This window comes from Pseudoalteromonas sp. KG3 (assembly GCF_030436385.1).
Classification (GTDB): domain Bacteria; phylum Pseudomonadota; class Gammaproteobacteria; order Enterobacterales; family Alteromonadaceae; genus Pseudoalteromonas; species Pseudoalteromonas prydzensis.
On record NZ_CP098524.1, the window covers coordinates 414,080 to 432,287 of the forward strand.

Annotated in this window: 18 protein-coding genes; 4 read left to right on the forward strand and 14 right to left on the reverse strand. The window is 38.9% G+C overall.

Annotated features, from left to right (window positions below; genetic code table 11):
- Positions 1-52: 52 nt before the first annotated feature.
- Positions 53-1,663: an NAD(P)/FAD-dependent oxidoreductase gene (locus NDQ71_RS20370; RefSeq protein ID WP_192541456.1), complete on the reverse strand. Its 1,611-nt coding sequence runs from the start codon at positions 1,661-1,663 to the stop codon at positions 53-55.
- Positions 1,664-1,830: 167 nt separating this feature from the next.
- Between NDQ71_RS20370 and fdxA the strand changes: the two genes are divergently transcribed.
- Positions 1,831-2,154, forward strand: a complete 324-nt coding sequence (gene fdxA, locus NDQ71_RS20375; RefSeq protein ID WP_192541455.1) for a ferredoxin FdxA — start codon at positions 1,831-1,833, stop codon at positions 2,152-2,154.
- A gap of 130 nt (positions 2,155-2,284) precedes the next feature.
- Complete coding sequence (locus NDQ71_RS20380; protein ID WP_192541454.1) at positions 2,285-4,531, forward strand: carbohydrate binding family 9 domain-containing protein; 2,247 nt, start codon at positions 2,285-2,287, stop codon at positions 4,529-4,531.
- A 67-nt stretch (positions 4,532-4,598) separates the two neighbouring features.
- Here the strand turns inward: NDQ71_RS20380 and NDQ71_RS20385 are convergent, their stop codons facing one another.
- From NDQ71_RS20385 to NDQ71_RS20420, 8 genes are all read right to left on the reverse strand, one after another.
- Positions 4,599-5,768, reverse strand: coding sequence for a lipase family protein (locus NDQ71_RS20385; RefSeq protein WP_301563033.1), 1,170 nt, complete (start codon positions 5,766-5,768; stop codon positions 4,599-4,601).
- 10 nt (positions 5,769-5,778) lie between these two features.
- Complete coding sequence (locus tag NDQ71_RS20390; RefSeq protein ID WP_301563034.1) at positions 5,779-6,327, reverse strand: DUF6795 domain-containing protein; 549 nt, start codon at positions 6,325-6,327, stop codon at positions 5,779-5,781.
- A gap of 163 nt (positions 6,328-6,490) precedes the next feature.
- Positions 6,491-6,820: a hypothetical protein gene (locus NDQ71_RS20395; RefSeq protein ID WP_192541451.1), complete on the reverse strand. Its 330-nt coding sequence runs from the start codon at positions 6,818-6,820 to the stop codon at positions 6,491-6,493.
- A 72-nt stretch (positions 6,821-6,892) separates the two neighbouring features.
- Positions 6,893-7,393 carry a DUF6795 domain-containing protein gene (locus NDQ71_RS20400; protein ID WP_301563035.1) on the reverse strand — a complete coding sequence of 167 codons (501 nt, stop codon included), beginning with the start codon at positions 7,391-7,393 and terminating at the stop codon, positions 6,893-6,895.
- 140 nt (positions 7,394-7,533) lie between these two features.
- Positions 7,534-8,502: a Solitary outer membrane autotransporter beta-barrel domain gene (locus NDQ71_RS20405; protein ID WP_301563036.1), complete on the reverse strand. Its 969-nt coding sequence runs from the start codon at positions 8,500-8,502 to the stop codon at positions 7,534-7,536.
- A 107-nt stretch (positions 8,503-8,609) separates the two neighbouring features.
- Positions 8,610-10,208, reverse strand: a complete 1,599-nt coding sequence (locus tag NDQ71_RS20410; RefSeq protein WP_301563037.1) for an AbgT family transporter — start codon at positions 10,206-10,208, stop codon at positions 8,610-8,612.
- A 103-nt stretch (positions 10,209-10,311) separates the two neighbouring features.
- Positions 10,312-10,620, reverse strand: coding sequence for a hypothetical protein (locus NDQ71_RS20415; RefSeq protein WP_064665027.1), 309 nt, complete (start codon positions 10,618-10,620; stop codon positions 10,312-10,314).
- 2 nt (positions 10,621-10,622) lie between these two features.
- A complete protein-coding gene (locus tag NDQ71_RS20420) occupies positions 10,623-10,880 on the reverse strand; it encodes a DUF3081 domain-containing protein (RefSeq protein WP_064665026.1) in 258 nt (85 codons plus the stop codon).
- A 164-nt stretch (positions 10,881-11,044) separates the two neighbouring features.
- On the opposite strand from NDQ71_RS20420, the gene NDQ71_RS20425 reads away from it, so the two are divergent.
- Entirely contained in the window at positions 11,045-11,944 is a 900-nt protein-coding gene (locus NDQ71_RS20425; protein ID WP_064665025.1) for a redoxin family protein, read from the forward strand.
- A gap of 63 nt (positions 11,945-12,007) precedes the next feature.
- Positions 12,008-13,288, forward strand: a complete 1,281-nt coding sequence (locus NDQ71_RS20430) for a flavohemoglobin expression-modulating QEGLA motif protein (protein ID WP_301563038.1) — start codon at positions 12,008-12,010, stop codon at positions 13,286-13,288.
- Between the two features lie 121 nt (positions 13,289-13,409).
- Here NDQ71_RS20430 and NDQ71_RS20435 read toward each other — a convergent pair whose 3' ends face one another.
- From NDQ71_RS20435 to NDQ71_RS20455, 5 genes are all read right to left on the reverse strand, one after another.
- Positions 13,410-15,545 carry a TonB-dependent receptor gene (locus NDQ71_RS20435; RefSeq protein WP_301563039.1) on the reverse strand — a complete coding sequence of 712 codons (2,136 nt, stop codon included), beginning with the start codon at positions 15,543-15,545 and terminating at the stop codon, positions 13,410-13,412.
- The gene (locus NDQ71_RS20440; RefSeq protein WP_301563040.1) at positions 15,475-16,368 is read right to left on the reverse strand and encodes a TonB-dependent receptor; all 894 of its coding nucleotides are present in this window, start codon (positions 16,366-16,368) and stop codon (positions 15,475-15,477) included. The genes NDQ71_RS20435 and NDQ71_RS20440 overlap by 71 nt, the downstream gene beginning before the upstream one ends.
- 361 nt (positions 16,369-16,729) lie before the next feature.
- The gene (locus NDQ71_RS20445; protein ID WP_301563041.1) at positions 16,730-17,062 is read right to left on the reverse strand and encodes a hypothetical protein; all 333 of its coding nucleotides are present in this window, start codon (positions 17,060-17,062) and stop codon (positions 16,730-16,732) included.
- Positions 17,063-17,250: 188 nt separating this feature from the next.
- A complete protein-coding gene (locus NDQ71_RS20450; protein ID WP_367318024.1) occupies positions 17,251-17,466 on the reverse strand; it encodes a hypothetical protein in 216 nt (71 codons plus the stop codon).
- Between the two features lie 54 nt (positions 17,467-17,520).
- Positions 17,521-18,144, reverse strand: a complete 624-nt coding sequence (locus NDQ71_RS20455) for a hypothetical protein (RefSeq protein ID WP_192543108.1) — start codon at positions 18,142-18,144, stop codon at positions 17,521-17,523.
- Between the last annotated feature and the right edge of the window lie 64 nt (positions 18,145-18,208).

The window sequence follows — 18,208 nt, forward strand, 5'->3', positions numbered from 1 at the left end:
TTAAAGTATAAAAAAGCCTGAGTAATTCAGGCTTTTTTATATCTAAGCTTTTTTAGCTGTGTTTCTCAAGCATAGATAGCGCCAGTGCTTCAGCGGCTTTTATGCCATCAATACCAGCCGATAAAATACCTCCAGCATAACCGGCGCCCTCACCAGCAGGATATAAGCCTTGAGTATTGACACTTTGCATGCTTTTATCGCGTTTAATACAAATTGGTGATGAAGTACGGGTTTCAACGCCAGTTAATAAGCCATCGTTCGATGAAAAACCACGAATTTGTTTGTTAAAGGCTGGAATTGCTTCACGAATGGCATCAATTGCATACTTTGGTAACACGTTAGCCAGATCAGTCAGTTTAATACCCGGTGTATATGAAGGCTTTACATCACCTAAATCACTGGAATCTTTACCCTTTAAGAAGTCGCCAATAAGCTGTGCTGGGGCATCATAGTTACTGCCGCCGAGCGCATAGGCTTGCTCCTCTAATTTACGTTGCAGATCAATGCCTGCAAGTGGGTGACCCGGATAGTCTTCTTCAGGTGAAATTCCTACCACAATGGCGCTGTTGGCATTGCGTTCGTTACGTGAATATTGGCTCATACCATTGGTAACGACACGGCCTTTTTCAGAAGTTGCTGCAACCACAGTACCGCCTGGGCACATACAAAAGCTGTAAACAGTACGACCATTATCACAATGATGCACAAGTTTGTAATCCGCGGCGCCTAAAATGGGGTTGCCGGCATTAGGGCCAAAGCGGCATTCATCGATCATTGATTGTTTATGTTCGATTCTAAAGCCCACTGAGAACGGCTTGGCTTCAACGTAAATGCCTTTGTCGTACACCATTTTAAAGGTATCACGGGCACTGTGGCCTACCGCAAGCACCACATGACGGGTATTAAGTTGTTCACCCGTAGATAGTTTTAAGCCAGTGACTTGGCCATCATCAAGTAAAATATCATCAACGCGGGTGCTAAAACGGATTTCACCACCGAGAGCTTCAATACTTGCACGCATTTTTTCAATCATAGTAACAAGCTTAAAAGTACCAATGTGTGGCTTGCTGACATACATAATTTCTTCTGGTGCCCCTGCGGCAACAAATTCAGTGATCACTTTACGACCGTAATGCTTTGGATCTTTAACTTGGCTATAAAGTTTACCGTCAGAGAAGGTTCCTGCGCCGCCCTCACCAAACTGTACATTTGACTCGGTATTAAGTGTACGTTTACGCCAAAAGCCAAAGGTGTCTTTGGTGCGTTCACGCACTTCTTTGCCGCGCTCTAGAATGATTGGCTTAAAACCCATTTGCGCTAAAATTAAACCTGCAAAAAGGCCACAAGGACCAAAACCAATCACCACCGGACGCTCTTGTATTGTTGCAGGAGCTTCGCCTACGAATTTATAGCTAGTATCTGGCGCGGGTTTAACATGTTGGTCTTTAGCAAACTGAATTAATAATTGCGCTTCATTATCAACCTCAATGTCGAGGGTATAAATAAGTAAAATAGCGGTTTTTTTACGGGCGTCGTAACCACGTTTAAAGACATTAAAGCTATGGAGTTGGCTCTTATCAATACCGAGCTTAGTGATAATGGCGTGTTCAATGGCGTGTTCGTCATGAGCAAGAGGTAGCTTTATTTCTGTTAAACGTATCATATTTAATCTCTGTTAGGTGTCTTAGCAGTCGCTGGTGCGCTATGCTCACAATAGCTGAATATTTTACGTTAATTTAAGCTGTGATGGCAGCGATTATTTATTGTATTTTGACTGTGGTTGGGTATGATCCTTTGCTGTAATTTAAGCTATGTTAGGCAAACGTAAAAATGGCATTTGTAGTCACTGAAAACTGTATAAAGTGTAAATACACCGACTGTGTAGCAGTGTGCCCAGCAGATGCGTTTTATGAAGGCCCTAATTTTTTAGCCATCAGCCCGATTGATTGTATTGATTGTGGGTTATGTGTGCCTGAATGTCCTGCTGAGGCAATCTACCAAGAAGATGAATTACCTGACTCGCAAAAGGAGTTTACCGAACTTAATGCGGAACTAGCCCTAGTTTGGCCAAGAATTACTGAGGTAAAGCCAGCCCCTGCAGATGCGGATACATGGAATGGTGTAGCTGATAAGCTAAAGTTAATAGAAACCTAATACTTTCCTCCTAAATATATAATAATTGTTATATATTTTCATTCAAACTATTAACAAATGTACCTGCGTGAATTACAATTCGTGAGCTTATTTACTCATTAAGAGTAATTTAAATTTTAAACGGATGTTTATGCAGTATCTAAAATTAATAATAAAGCCATGTACTCTTCTTTTTTTGTTGTCTTTTTCTACACTTTTTAGTGAACTGAGCCAAGCCTCTGAAAAGCAACATTTTAGCTTAGCACATATTGATCAAGGTATTGATCTTGATGGTCAGTTGAGTGAACCTCATTGGCAACAAGCCACACTAGTGCCATTGCGTTATCAAAATGAACCCAATGAAAAAGGCACGCCACCGGTAAAAACGGATGCTTATATCTACGAAGATGGCAACTATTTATATGTTGGCCTTGTTGCTTATGATAATGATCCGAGTCAAATTCGTGCCGCACTTCGCGACCGTGATAGTTTATGGAGTGATGATAACGTTGCGCTAATGATCGATACTTTTAATGATGAACGAACAGGTTATGAGTTTTACGTAAACCCGCTTGGTGCGCAAGGTGATATGCGCATGACAGATACCGACGGTTGGAGTGAAGACCCTTCATGGGATGCGATTTGGGATAGCGCAGGGCAAATAACCGAACAAGGTTATGTGGTTGAAATGCGTATTCCGTTCACAGCACTGCGCTTTCCTAAAAATAAAGCTGATATGACATGGGGATTTGCGCTGTGGCGTAATTACCCGCGTGAGGTACTTTATCAGTTGTCTAATGTCGGTTTTGACCGTGATGTGAAATGCAGCTTTTGCCAGTTTGATAAAATCACAGGCTTTAATGCCATGGAGCCCAGTAAAAATATTCAATTAACACCGACCTTGACCGCACTTCGTAATGATGTAAAAGAGGCTGTACCTGGGGATTGGCAAAATGGTGATATTGATACTGAAGCTGGACTCGATTTACGTTGGGGGATCAGCCAAGATGCGGTTATTAATGCCACCATTAACCCAGATTTTTCGCAGGTAGAGACAGACAGTTTAGAGTTAGACGTAAATACTACATTCTCTATTTATTATGCTGAAAAACGCCCGTTCTTTTTAGACGGTGCGTCATATTTTAAAAGTAGCCTATTCGAACTACTTTATACCCGTACGATTGCCGAGCCAGACTTAGGGGCTAAAATAACCGGGAAAACGGATGCACATAGCTATGCGTTTTTGTACGCTGATGATGAAAATACCAGTATTTTATTACCGACCAACCAAGGCTCTGGCTTTGCTAATTTAGCTGAAAAATCAAAATCATCAATTGGGCGTTACCAGTATGATCTTGGTGAGCAAGGCACTATAGGGGTAATGAGCACCCACCGTGAAGCAAATGATTATCACAATACTGTATTGTCTGTGGATGGCAGTTATTGGTTTAATCAAACCGATAGTGTGTTGTACCAAGTTGCAACTTCAGACACTAAAAACTCTGCTTTTTTAGTCGATAATTATGGCTTAGAGAACAATCAATCAGATCAAGCTTATATGCTCGAATTTAGCCGTGAGAAACGAGATTATAAGCTATTTGCTAGTTATGAGGATATTGGTGAAGATTACCGTACTGACGTTGGCTATCAAGCAAAAGTGGATTATAAAAAAGCGTTATTAGGCGGTGGGCAAACTTGGTACTTAGATGCCAGTGAGATGATAACTGAATATTCTTACAATCTGGATTGGGATAAAACCTGGGCACAAGATGGCAGCTTGCTTGAGGAAGAATATGAAGGTTATATCTTTTTAAAAGGGCAATTACAGTCATCCTTAGAGTTTGGTTTGATCCACCGTAATGAGAGTTATTATGGTAATTTCTATAACCAAAACATTGGTTATATCTACGGTGGTTTTAGTCCAACTAAAGATTTACGCATTACGCTTTACAGTGAATTTGGCAGTAAAATTGATTACAGCAATGAGCAGTTAGGTGATTTATTTACCATAGAGCCAGAGTTGACGTGGGATATAAATGATCACTGGCAAGTGCAGCTGGAGCACAGTTACAGCCGTTTAGATAACCCACAAGGTGATAATGTTTTTACTGCGAATCTGACTGATTTACGTGTTTATTATAAATTTAACATGCGCTCGATGCTGAAATTGATTTTACAGTTTGAGGATATCGACCGTAATCAAAACGCTTACTATACCAATGTTAATAGCATAAACCGAGATTACGGTAGTCAGCTGGTTTATTCCTATAAAATCAATGCACAAACCTTGTTTTACCTAGGCTATTCAGATAAAGGCTACCAAGACGATTCATTAAAGAGTGTAGAGCGAGATCAACGAACTTTCTTCACCAAACTCAGTTATGCGTGGCAGCTGTAATTTTTTGATTACATGACTAATTTTAAATAAGCCAGCATTAGCATTGTAATGCTGGCTTACAATAAGTTTATACAAGTAGAGGAGCAGTATGGCTAGCCATTTCGATTGAAAATTTAGCTAATTGAGAGAGTTTCGTAAGCATTTTCTTAAAAATTAAGCGGATCCCGCGATAACTAAAATCTATAAATTTCCCTGCGGGTAGGCCACAAAATACATACATATGACCTACTATTCCTTTCACCTCTGCTGCATAGGTTTGAGTTGTTTCAATTTCATTTGCTAAATAGGTCGCAATAGCATCATAAATAGTTAGTAAGCCCGTTACACTTGCTTGTATCGAATGCAATACACCTTTTTTATTTAAAAAGTCGAGCAGCGCGGCACCTATTTTCTTAGCCCAGCGAACAGAAAAGTGAGCTTGATGACGTTTTTCAAAATCAAGACGAGTAGCTTCTTGGTGACGTAACTCAAATCCTTTTTGAATATCAGCATAGCTTTTGTATTTTGATGCAGTATTTAAATATCCAGGGGTTGGATTAGTCATGCTATGAGCGCCAGGAGAGATACTCGGTGCTGAATTTAAAATATATTCGTCCGTGGTGTGCACAAAAGGCCAAACAGGTACCATAGGGACAGGGTCACCTGCGTGCACACAGCGATATACCCCTTGTAAAGCGTGCTCAGTATGACTTGCAAAACTTAATAGCCCAACACGCGGCGCACCGAAAGTATACAGTTTTACGGGTACTTTAAAGCGTTGCTTTAGCCAATTAGCGGCTAAATTCGCTAATGCTCCGCCTAAGCTGTGGCCGACTACATGAACAGGCGCTGTAGGGTTTTGTGAAAAATATTGTTCTAACTGTGATTTAAGTGAATTAAAAGTTTGATTAAATCCCGCATGTACACTTTGATTGTTAGGCCCTGTTGCTACACCGCAGTGTAAATCAGTAATACAATCGCGCATCTTTGCTGTGCCACGGAGTGCTAATACATAATGATCTTTAAACGCTCCTGTTTTTCCTTTTGCAATACAGCCAAATGGGGTGTGATGGCGGAAAATTCGTTCTAAAATAGAGCCGCTAATGCCCTGTACAGCTGATGAATTGAACGTAAATCTAGCTTCCAGATCAGTATATATTTCTGAGTTTTTCATTGTGCCTTGAGATAGGGTCTCATATGCAATAGCTGCAAAACTCGCTGCAACGGCTGGTGGTAAAGTCGTCATTCCTGAAGACATAATATAGTCCTTATTTTTCAGTTATATTGTCTATTAAATCGCTAAGATAGTTAGATGTAATAATATTAAAGTCTGTTTCCCAGCGAGCAATGCTGGATGCGCGAAATGGCGCATGAGGGTGAAGTGTATTTTTGAAATTAAAACATATTTGTTCATCCGTGATATCTGCATTCAAAGTGGAAAGCTTGAAAGTAATCTCATGCCTTGGATGAATATCAGTTAAAGTTGATCTCCAAAGTAAATATTTTTGACTATTATAATTTGTGCAAATTATTTGATTGGTAAATATTTCAGCAAAAGGAATACCTGGCTGATCAGAGCGAATTGTTTTTTCAGGAAATGTAAAGTTACCGTTATGATCTGTATAAGTAAAATCTTTACGGGCTTTACCATCGGAAAAGTTAAGACTTCTGGAAATTAGCTGACAGTCTATTGGCTTACCATTATTGGTTAAACGACCTTTTACCTCAGGACACAGATGCACTTTATATGCGCCAAATTTATCTAAAAAAGGCTGAATTTTCACGCTAAAAGATTGGAGTTTATCGATGAGTGACATTAGCACCTCTTAATTTATAAATGGAATTATGAGGCATTGCGTAAAAACCGTGTTGTACGCAAAGTATTCACATTCCATGTCAATATTATAGGTATTTTATAGTGTAAGAAAAAATATGCAATTACTTTTATGGTACAGAATGCTGGTGAGAAAATCAAAACAATCATAACTCGTTGCTTAGATTTGGCTCTATCGCTATAGCGTAGTGTAAATCAGTAATACAATCGCGCATTTTTGCTGTACCACGTAATGCTAATACATAATGATCTTTAAACGCGCCTGTTTTTCCTTTAGCTATACAGCCAAATGGGGTGTGATGGCGGAAGATTCGTTCTAAAATAGAGCCGCTTATCGCAGTGATATTTAAACCCTCAAAACTAAATATGGGGCTTAGAAAAGGAAAGCTCGCAGACGTTTTTAATCCCCCATGTTCTGCGGTTGCGTACGCAATATTAGCAAAGTGTGCGGCTTGCTTTGGTAGTAATGAAATCATATTTATCTTCCTTAATTAAAAATACAGAGTTTTATTCTAAATTATTAACTTCATCAACAATAAGTTGTGGATCTATGACCCTAAAGTCTTTATCCCATCTACAAATAGAAGTAGCCGAAAGTAATATATTTGGATTAGCTTTATTATCGAATTTAAAAAAACTTCTTCATTGTTGATCTCCCCATTAAGCTCTTTTAGTTTCTGTAAATATTCTTTTATAGGGTTTATGTTATGAAGAGTCGCAGCCCAAAGTAAATACTCTCGTTTCTCATACGCGAACTTCACCATTTGGCCTGTTCGAATTTCGGCGAGCGGAATACCAGGCTGATCAGAGCGTATTTCCCAACAAGGAAAATTAAAGTTACCCTGAGAATCGGTATATGTATTATCTTTTCTTGCTTTACCATCACTAAAATATAATCCGCGCTCAATTTTCACATTGACTAATGGTTCACCATTATTGGTTAAGCGGCCTTTTACCTCAGGACACAAATGCACTTTATATGCGCCAAATTTATCTAAAAAAGGCTGAATTTTCACGCTAAAAGATTGGAGTTTATCGATGAGTGACATTAGCACCTCTTAATTTATAAATGGAATTATGAGGCATTGCGTAAAAACCGTGTTGTACGCAAAGTATTCACATTCCATGTCAATATTATAGGTATTTTATAGTGTAAGAAAAAATATGCAATTACTTTTATTTTAGTAAGTTAAAGCTCATTAAAATAAAATACAATACTGCCGCCATCTAACTTGCTGCCATTATTAATATTTATCCCTATGCCAAAGTTTTCGAACCAATCGGTCCAGTTCGTTACATCCCATAATACGTCAAAACCATATTCATAAAAATGATCTATACCAAGCGGTTTTTGACTATCCGCACCTAAATCAATACGTTGTGCTTTGACATAAAATGATTGCTGGAAGTTATAAAACTTAAACATATTAAAGGTAGCTTTTATGCCATTTTGGGTTTGCCAGCTTTCTGGATTGATCGAATTTAATTGCTGAGGTTGGGACAATGCCCAGCCATAATAATAATTAACGTTGAGTTTGTATTCATAGTAGCCCCAATCGCGGGGCAAACGATAGATTAACGATATATTCGGGTTAAAAATTACCGCATTACTTTGCACATTGGTATAAATTCCTTCTACAAGTGGTTTTAACAGCCGTTCACTTTGTTCACTTAAATATGCATAGTCATTTTGATAATGCATATAGTGGCTATTAAAACTAGCTTGATAAAACCATTTTGAGCTAATCGGTTTTTTAAAACTAATGCCAATTTTGGCACTTTGCATGATTTCAGAGTTAAGATCAGGTAATGTGTCAGCAAAGGTATGTACACTTTGTTTTTGGTGTAGGTAACTGACTTGGGTGACTAACTTCGTTTGATAGCCTAAAACTGGTTTAGTCAAGGCCCAGTCAAATGGAATAGCGTATACACTGAGTTGGTTGCGTAAACCCAGAGAATCAACTTCATTTGCTGCATTGTGGTGTGGACTAATAAACTTATTAGGATCAAAATTTCCGTAGCCTAAAGTAATGCTGTCACCATCGGTAAAAACTAATGACGTTGCAAATGCGGATTCGAGTTGCTTAGTCGGGTTCGCAAAAAGCGTTGATGGCGTGCAGGTAATTGCTAGAATGAGTAGCGTTTTCGAGCAAGGCATAGTGTGCTAGGTAAGTTAGATTAGTTACAGTGTAGATTTTTTATAGAGTAAAACAAATAGCTGAATGAATAATGCCAGCAAGTGCTGGCATTAAATGTTAATCCGGTTTATGGCGTATAGTAAGTTGGCGAACCTGGCCCTACTGGCAGACCAAATACAAACACCCACAAGTAAAACAGAGCAACCCACCCGACAAAAAAGATCATACTGTAAGGCAGCATTGTGGCGACAAGAGTGCCTATGCCCATGTCTTTTTTGTATTTTGTTGCTACCGCGAGGATCAAGCCAAAATAACTCATCATTGGGGTGATCAAATTAGTGACTGAGTCACCAATACGATAAGCTGCTTGAATGGTTTCTGGGGCGTAGCCTATTAGCATTAACATTGGTACAAAAATAGGGGCCGTTATTGCCCATTGTGCAGACGATGAACCTAAACTTAGATTTACAACTGCGCACATTAATATAAACAAAACAAACACTTCTGGGCCTGTTAAGTTTAATGCTTGCAACATGGCTGCACCATTAATCGCTAAAATAGTGCCTAGGTTTGTCCATTTAAAAAACGCTACAAACTGTGCGGCAAAAAATACCAATACAATGTACATGCCCATTGAGCTCATACTTTTACTCATGGCGTTGATCACATCTTTGTCGTTTTTCATGCTACCAACAACGCGACCATAGACGAAACCTGGAATACCAAAGGTAATAAAGATAAATACTACGATCCCTTTTGAAAATGGCGAGTGGGCAAACTCCCCCGTTTCAGGATGACGCAAAATGCCATCGGCTGGAATAATGGTCCACGCTAGTAAGAGCGATACTAATAATAACGATACACCAGCCCATTTTAGGCCAGATTTTTCTTTGGCTGTGAGGCCTTCTATATTATTTTCTGCTAGATCGGCGCTGGCCTCGTCTGGGTTGTATTTCCCTAATCGTGGCTCGACAATTTTCTCAGTAACCCAAGTGCCTAATACAGCGATTAACAGCACCGATATCATCATAAAATACCAGTTTGCTTCAGCGCCTACTTGATATGTAGGATCTATCATTTGAGCCGCTGGTGTGGTGATACCTGCAAGTAGCGGGTCGATTGTACCAAGTAATAAGTTAGCGCTATAGCCACCAGAAACACCCGCGAAAGCGGCAGCCAAACCAGCGAGTGGATGACGGCCTAAACTATGAAATATCATCGCTGCCAGCGGAATGAGCACCACATAGCCAAGCTCTGATGCGGTATTAGATAAAATAGCAGCCAATACGACCATAAAGGTGACTAAACGCTTTGAGGCGCCCATCACCATGCCACGCATTGCCGCAGAAAGTAACCCTGAGTGTTCAGCAACGCTAACACCCAATAAAGCCACAAGTACTGTGCCTAAAGGGGCAAAGCTAGTAAAGTTAGTAACAAGTCCTGTTACGATACGTTGTAATCCCTCAGCACTTAGTAGGCTGACAACTTCAATTACTCCATCAGGTTCACGACCTGCAGAGCCAACTGGGCGAGGATCAATCGCACTTAAACCAAACCAATCAGCGATGCCACTGAATAAAATAATGGCTACGCAAAATAACGCAAATAAAGTGATAGGGTGGGGTAGCATGTTCCCCAAAAACTCAACAGAGGCTAAAAATCGGTTAAATAATCCCGATGGTTTAGCTTCATTGGTTGAGTTGGCTTTGTCGACGGCTTCTGACATTGCAAGACTCTTAAAATAATAAATTGCCGCAATCTATCATTTTTAAGCTTGAGTATCATCTATAAACGGTGGTTTACCATTTAGGTACGATCAGCGACTGATTTTATTCAACAATACCTTTGAACAATAACGGATAGCGACGCAAGCGATTGCCTATATAGTCATCCGCGAGAATTTGCTGACAGATGTCTTCTATATCATCGGATGCTTCGAATACCCAGTCGAATCGCTCAATTGCAGTTAAAAAGCCTTTTTTAAGAAATCGTTGCTTACGATACTCGTCAAGATTACTTTTAATAATACCAAGTTTGCAAGGATCAGCACGTAATGATGAAACCACTTTAGATATAAAATCTGTATGCTTGTTATAACAGGCCGATGAGCGCTGACGGCGTACTCTGTTAAAACTCATATTTACACTTCGTTAAGTATATTTTCTATCTTTTTGAGAAAGTCATCTTTGTGTTTGTCATGTTCATAATCGAGATGATAAGTATTATGAAAACCAAACCGTAATTGCACGCCGCTACCCTTGAGATAAATGGTGTAGCCGTCAATATCTGAAAATGCAGTTACTCCTTGATAATGCTTGCCATCCTCGCATGCTTCACCATGTTGAATAATATGCTCGTAAACTGACAAAATCTCTTTTGTTTCAATGTCATTTTTCATAATTACTCCAATATTACGTTTATCAATCGATAATACGAAACCAAGTCATATTAAGTTTATAGTATGTGATAATAAATGCCTGAAAAAAATTTGCTATGTCGCAAAATTACAATCAGGGTATTTAGCCATCATGCTAAAGTGTATTTATTTTAGGGAGAACAACGATGAAATTTAATTATACTACGCTGCTACTGTTGGTTTTGTGTTTTATAAGCTCTCACAACGTGCTGGCAAATGAAGAGGACTTAGTGTTAAAAGATCAACAAGGTGAGTTATTCGAGCTGAGCAAAATTGTTGGTAACAAACCTGTTTATTTGAAATTTTGGGCGACCTGGTGCAAACCGTGTATGCAGCAGATGCCGCATTTTCAACATGCCTATGAACAATATGGGGATACGATTGATACGATAGCAATCAATATTGATCTCAATGACGGCCCCGCTGCAGTTGCTGCGGTGAAAAACCGCTTTAATTTAACCATGCCAATCATGACGGATGATACAGGTAAGGTGGCTCAACATTATCAGTTTATTGGTACACCTTTTCATGTGCTACTGGATAAAACGGGCAAAGTTATTTTCCAAGGACACGAGGCAGATAAAGCGCTCGATAATACATTGCGGTTATTATCACATGATGGTGTGGTTGAAAAAACACGCTTGTTAGATGAAGCAAACAAGCAGGCAGCTATTGCTTTAGATATTCCTACACAAGGCTTAAAAGCGGTGCTCTTTACAGCAACCTGGTGTGATTGGTATTTAGCAGATACGCGCCCGGAAATGGCAAAGAATTGTGTTGCAGCTCAACAGCAAATGAACACGTTAGCCAAGCAGGGGGTAGATAGTGAAGCAAGAATTAGCCAACTATGGACAGATCAAGCGGCTGTGACAGAATACAAAGAGAAGTTTAACGTGAGTCACCCTTTAACAATTGATTATGGTAATGATTTATTTATCAATAATGAAATCAGTAAAGTACCGACATTATTAGTTTACAAAGACGGTAAAATAATAAATCGTATTACTGATTTCACAAGCTCAGTCAATCTACAAAATACACCATAATTTGCTTTGAAAACGCGTAAATCTAGCCTATGCTCTAGGCTCATTCATTAATGAGCTTAGAGCATGATAGATAAGGCGTTATTACTTAAAACTCGCGAATTATCAGATAGATTGATCGCCCTGCAAACACCGATCCGTATTTTAGATGCGATTAATTGGGATAAAAGCATAAAAGAAGAGTTTTTTAGGCAAAAATGCCAAAAGAACCCTTTGGTCGATAAAGCCTATTATCAACAACGTGATTTAGGGTTTGTGCCCAGTGAGTTGCGCCAAGCGTTCTCTGATTTAAACCGTAATATCATTAGCCAGCTCGGGCAACTCAACCCAATTACTCAATATATGAGTAAAATGTGTGCTGAATATAAAACAGTGCTCAATATGCTTGAATACCGTGGTACGCCTGAGTTTCATGACTTGTCGGTAGAACTGTTTGGTCACCCTAAAGATCTTTTTCATGCGGGTGAACCATCGTTGTCAGAGCTTGCAAATATGCTTGAACTGCCACTTAAGAACCTGCTTGCTGCGGACATTTTACCGGATGATCCAAAAAATATTGATGCCGATGCTGCGGTTAAAATTCTTACGGAGCAAGTGAGCGTCAGCATGCCTGGTATTGATGTTGAAGTGATCATCAGTGATGGCATAGTAAGCGATGCGGCAGCTGGCGCGAACAATATCAAACTTAATCAAGATGTGAAATTTTCACAGCGTGAGCTCGATATTCTAGAAGTCCATGAAGGCTGGATCCATGTTGGCACCACGCAAAATGGGTTAGCACAACCTTATTTAACCTGTTTGAGTAAAGGCACGCCAAGTTCAACGGTGACCCAAGAAGGCCTTGCGGTATTGACGGAAATCATCACCCTTAAATCAACACCACGGCGTTTAGCTAAGCTTGTTAATCGTATCCAAGCCGTTACTAAGGTAATAGACGGCGCTGAGTTTGTCGATATTTACCGAGACTATGTAGCGCAAGGATTAAGTAAAGATGAAAGTTACACCCTTGCGCAACGAGTTTTCCGTGGTAGTACTGCTACAGGTTTACCGTTTACTAAAGACATTGCTTATATCAAAGGTTTTGTGTTGGTGTATAACTTGATCCGTGTCGCCATTCAACTTGGCCGCATTGACCAACTGCCCCTGTTACTCGTTGGTAAGATTTCAATTGATGACTTTAGGCTAATATCACAGCTACATGATTTAGGCGTGATTGAAGATCCTAAGTTTGTGCCACCGCACTTTAAAGATCTACGCGGCTTAGCAACCTGGCTCAGTTTTGGTCGCTTTATAGGTAACCTGTCTTTTGAACAGTTAGAGAATGATTATAAACCGCTATTTAATTGAATTATATAATAAACCCCAATTTTCTAATCGAAAATTGGGGTTTAAAATTGCTAATAATTTAAATAATGACTTTATAAGAATTAATTTTTTAATGTCTCAGCCATTATTTTGAATCTACGCGTTAAAATGAAAGACGTGCGCCTAGATAAAAACGGCGCGGTTCTACCCAATCAGTTGCTTCACCAAATGCAAAGTTACCATCACCACTCGCTAATCCTTGCTCAACTGTAGTGGCTTGGTCATCCAGAATATTGAAAATATCTAAGAAAAACTCGGCTTTATATTGATCAAAGTCATGAGTATATTTAACGCGGATATCCAATGTTCCGTATGATGGAGTAACCTCACTACCGACAGAGTTGTCAGCCACCCAGTTAGTTTCATAACCGCCAAATTCATAAGCTTCATCAACTTGTAGAGGTAAATAACGACCTGAAATCAGTTGTGCTTTACTATAGCGGGTACCAGAGTTCCAATTATAAACAGCACCCACTTCAAAATTATTGTCGAAATAGTAGGTACCTAATAACTTAAATTGATGCTCTACATTACCAGGTTGCTTACCGTACATGTTCGGTGCTCTTGGATCTAGAATTTCCCAGTCACCTTGGAAATCAGCATTACCATCTGAGTTAGAGTTACCTTTAGCATCATTATGAGTATAAGACGCTAACATAAACCAGTTATCAGCACGTAGTTTTTTAAACGTGACCTCAATACCTTCATAATCTCGTTTAGCACCTGCTAGTGTACCAATAACGTAGTTTGAACCTGGATTCTCATCGTAACCAAAATAAGAAAGTGGCAACTCAAGACTTGTACCAGCCATGTAGCCCTCTTCAGAATAAATACTCAAGTCATAATCTTCCATAATATCTTTGGTAGTTCGCTTGGTATATGTTACTGATATGTTCGTACTGTCTGTTAAGTTAGTAGAATAACCAATTAAATACTCATCAGTATAAGGGGTTTTTGTACTTGGCGAGAAAAATGCATCTTGCTGTTTTGCACCACCGCGCGTTCTAAACGTTACCCAATCATCATTAACATAAACTCTTTCTTCAAGAACTGAACCTGTGAGGTTGCCAGCAAATGATGTCATATCGGTACGAAGAGGGTCGTAGTAACGCCCACCAAATGCCCACACTTTAGAGTCACCATCACCAAAAATATCGTAAATAACACTTAAGCGAGGTGCAACTTCCCAATCAAAAGTAAAGATAGTTTCACCAGTTGATGCAATATGATCCCATTTTTCTGCTCTTAAGCCTGCTTTTATCGTTACGTTATCAATTGTAAAAGTGTCTTGTAAGAAAGCCATTTTGCCTTTGGTTTCTAATTTTGAAGTAGCTTGCTGAACTTGCTCTATTTGGTATGCGTTTACATCGCCTGTAGGGTTATTTGCAGTACTGTCAAAAACAATGGCTTTTACTTCATCATCGCTAATAACACCATCATTATTTAGGTCTGCGCCATGTAAGTTACCACTATCATTCAAAGCTTGCGCTACACGAGTATAATCAGCCGCTGCTAATCCTTTCTCACCCGTCCATTGGCCCGTCGCATATGTTTCAAATGTTACGCCACTGTCTGATGCTGCTATTGAATTATATTGAGGTCCACCATTATAGACACTATTAGAAATATTCTCATTAGTCTCTACAGAATAGCCCGCCTCAAAAGTATGATCACCAAAGTCAGTGTCTAAGTAATACGTAAAATCTATGTAAGCAGCTTTTTTATTTCGCTCACGAATTGTATCGGCACCTAAACCACCAATATCTGTTTGTGACTGTGAAGGTGAGGTACTTAAAAAAGCAATATCACTGCGTGTTGATTTATCTAAAGCGACAGTAGAGAACTCCGCTTCGTGCTCCATATACCCAGCATTAATAATAAAGTCATCCCATGAATGAGAGTAGTCTATTTTATAATTGTCACCACCAGTTTTTTGTGTTCTTTGGCGGTTATATACGGTTGTTGTTGAACGTGATCCTGATAAATCTCTTGGGTCATTGAAGTAAGTGAAAACAAGGCGATCTCTATCTGTCGCCTGCCAAGTGATTTTACCAAAACCTAAATCAGTATCATCTTCTACAGTATGGCTAAACTCACCCGTTTCTGTATTCGTTATATCGTCTTCGCGGTTTTTTAGCTGGTAAGATGCAAAAAACCATAGTTTATCTTTAATAATAGGGCACGCCAAGCGTGATAGCAGTATCATAGGTCGAAAACTTATTTTTACTTTTTGATTCATTGTCATAATCACCAACAAGGCTATCATTCTGGAAGTAGTAGTTTATTGAACCATGAAACTCGTTACCGCCCGATTTAGTTATAACACGAGATACTAAGCCAGCTCCGCCAGCATATTTAGCTTCAATACCGCCAGTTAAAACTTGCTGCTCTTGAATTATTTCTGAATTTATATTGCCGCCAGCTGTACCGTCCGCATTATCAGTAACATTTACGCCATCAATATAATAAACGTTATCAGATGAACTACCCGCTTCACCGCCTATATCAACATAGTTCACACCTGACTTAGATGATGGATTACCATTTGTTGAAGGTTTAACGCCAGGGACTAACTGTAAGTAGCTTTGAAAGTTTCTGCCTGTTGGGAGTGATTCAGTCATATCTAGCGTTACATCTAGACCTGTAGATGACGACGTTGTATCGATTGCAGTAACTGCACGTCCTGAAACAACTATTTTTTCAATGTCATTGTTACCATTACCAGTGTCAACGGCGTAATTCAAATTTAAATTTTTATCAGTAATAACGCGAACATTTTTTGCTTCAAAGGGCTGAATCGATGCACCGGTAATATCAATAACATATTGACTTGAAGGGTCTAAACCTCGTAATGAAACATAACCATTACTATCTGAAACAGCTTGCTTACCAATTAAACTTTCAGGAGATTTCGCAGATACAGTTGCACCTGCTACAGGCTGGCCTTGTTTATCCGTCACTCTTATTTTTAAACCACCTGTATCAGCGGCATATACATTACTCGAAATGCTAACTGCTGCAGCGACAGCTGCTGCTAGTAATTTTTTGTTGAATTTTTTCATTTATATTTTCCCTAAATATTTTTATTAGAAATTAATACACATTTCATTAATTAAAATAACACAAGTGTTAATAAAGTAAATGTTTAGCTTTAATGATTTTGTAATGTAAATTTATTGACGGCTGTGTATGGTTTTACTCAGTGTTTATTAATGTTATTTATTAAATAATGGTTATGATTGGTGGGTAACTATAGTGTCAGAGAAAAGGGCTAAATAATAAAGTAATGCACCCTTATCATTTTGTTTTTAATGGGTAAAATTATTTCTGGGATGGTTTTTAAATCGGTAGAATCAATATTCTTGTTAAGAAATTGATGTTATTGTTTTGTTAATTAGAACATTGTTATTACTAGCTATGCCTTTAAGGTATAAAATAACCGCAGTAATATACAACTGCAGTTTTAGATATATAGGTCCAAGGCAATGTATCTATAGCTAAAGAAACAAGAGCTTGCCAATAACCAGTCAGTACTTGGCTGTGAACCGGTGCATTCAACACTACAACCTCAGCAGGTTTAAAAAAATGAAAGTCTGTTGCAGTATATGCACCCATCATACGGCTGATGAGCAAACTCCTATTGTTTAATTTTGGTAGTATAATTGTATCATTCACAACATCAATGCTGTCACAGGTTGGCCGTGCTAAAATAGATCCAACGCGCTCCCCATGTTGTTTTATTGTATGGTGCTTCATCAAATCTTAAACCGCTGAGTGAACCGTAAATACTGTCATCTAAATAGTACCAAGGTTTGTTCTTCACGGATTGCTTGGCCCATCACTGATGCTAAGCTGGTTACACAACTTGCCACAATAAAACGCCAGGTTCGCCAATTAATTACTCGCACGGTTTCTGCTAGCTGTGCTAATGCATCGTTAATTGGCTAACAAAACTCATCAATAGGCAGTAGGTCTTTGCTATAAGGCACAAGGAAACCGCCGCCAATATCGAGTGTGCTCAATGTCATTTGCTTAATGACTAAATTGCATGCTTCAATTGCACTGACGTATTTTGTCGGGCTTGCTGTTTTCGAACCAGCATTGAACGATAAACCTTTAATACGAATACCTAATTGCTTTCTGAAATAAAAATCTTTTATTTTAAAATCATTTGGTTGGAAGTTGTTTTTGCTTTATTTTGTCGATAAGTAATATTAATCATTATAAGTATCTGGTTTATAATAGGTCTTATAAATAGTCATAATTCGTGCAGCTACTTCAGGTTTAAAACTAGCATAGTGATACTGCTTGATGGGTTGGTGCATTTTAGCACTTTGCATGAGTGCATCTATTTGCTCAATCACTTCAGCGCCAACTTGGGTTCTGCTACAGGCAAAGTAGCCACTATTGAACTCTGGGTATTCTATGATCTCACGGCTATCTAGTTCAGCATATTGCTGCGGTGTTAAAAAGTGTTTAACACTCATGTCATAGTCAATGATCATATCAACACGCTTGTGTAAGAGTAGTTTTGCTAAACGGGAAAAATCACCTGCACCAATTATGGGCATGATTTGATGTTGGTACATGGCCAGCATGCTATCAAGTTCTTGATAACTAGTAGATGTAAGAGTGGCAAAGGTGTACTTATTTGCGAGTAACTTTGAAATTGAAACTTGTTCAGGCAAATCCTTAAGCGTTTCTTTTAACCCAAATACTCTGCGTTGTAGGAACATAGAAGAAGGCATCGCAGAGAAAATAAATTGCTTTTCGCGCTGAGTTGTTTTCAATATGTTAAAACTACACACATTGGTTTGAGTTGATAGCTGCTTTAGCATCCGAGCGGCATTGGTTGTGTATTGCTCTACTTTAAATTTATGGCTGAGTGCTTGCGTAAAAGCA

Bases quoted from the DNA above. Each gene is read 5' to 3' on its own strand.
- NDQ71_RS20370 (WP_192541456.1), bottom strand. From the start codon at position 1,663: ATGATACGTTTAACAGAAATAAAGCTACCTCTTGCTCATGACGAACAC.
- fdxA (WP_192541455.1), top strand. From the start codon at position 1,831: ATGGCATTTGTAGTCACTGAAAACTGTATAAAGTGTAAATACACCGAC.
- NDQ71_RS20380 (WP_192541454.1), top strand. From the start codon at position 2,285: ATGCAGTATCTAAAATTAATAATAAAGCCATGTACTCTTCTTTTTTTG.
- NDQ71_RS20385 (WP_301563033.1), bottom strand. From the start codon at position 5,768: ATGTCTTCAGGAATGACGACTTTACCACCAGCCGTTGCAGCGAGTTTT.
- NDQ71_RS20390 (WP_301563034.1), bottom strand. From the start codon at position 6,327: ATGTCACTCATCGATAAACTCCAATCTTTTAGCGTGAAAATTCAGCCT.
- NDQ71_RS20395 (WP_192541451.1), bottom strand. From the start codon at position 6,820: ATGATTTCATTACTACCAAAGCAAGCCGCACACTTTGCTAATATTGCG.
- NDQ71_RS20400 (WP_301563035.1), bottom strand. From the start codon at position 7,393: ATGTCACTCATCGATAAACTCCAATCTTTTAGCGTGAAAATTCAGCCT.
- NDQ71_RS20405 (WP_301563036.1), bottom strand. From the start codon at position 8,502: ATGCCTTGCTCGAAAACGCTACTCATTCTAGCAATTACCTGCACGCCA.
- NDQ71_RS20410 (WP_301563037.1), bottom strand. From the start codon at position 10,208: ATGTCAGAAGCCGTCGACAAAGCCAACTCAACCAATGAAGCTAAACCA.
- NDQ71_RS20415 (WP_064665027.1), bottom strand. From the start codon at position 10,620: ATGAGTTTTAACAGAGTACGCCGTCAGCGCTCATCGGCCTGTTATAAC.
- NDQ71_RS20420 (WP_064665026.1), bottom strand. From the start codon at position 10,880: ATGAAAAATGACATTGAAACAAAAGAGATTTTGTCAGTTTACGAGCAT.
- NDQ71_RS20425 (WP_064665025.1), top strand. From the start codon at position 11,045: ATGAAATTTAATTATACTACGCTGCTACTGTTGGTTTTGTGTTTTATA.
- NDQ71_RS20430 (WP_301563038.1), top strand. From the start codon at position 12,008: ATGATAGATAAGGCGTTATTACTTAAAACTCGCGAATTATCAGATAGA.
- NDQ71_RS20435 (WP_301563039.1), bottom strand. From the start codon at position 15,545: ATGAATCAAAAAGTAAAAATAAGTTTTCGACCTATGATACTGCTATCA.
- NDQ71_RS20440 (WP_301563040.1), bottom strand. From the start codon at position 16,368: ATGAAAAAATTCAACAAAAAATTACTAGCAGCAGCTGTCGCTGCAGCA.
- NDQ71_RS20445 (WP_301563041.1), bottom strand. From the start codon at position 17,062: ATGAAGCACCATACAATAAAACAACATGGGGAGCGCGTTGGATCTATT.
- NDQ71_RS20455 (WP_192543108.1), bottom strand. From the start codon at position 18,144: ATGCTAAAGCAGCTATCAACTCAAACCAATGTGTGTAGTTTTAACATA.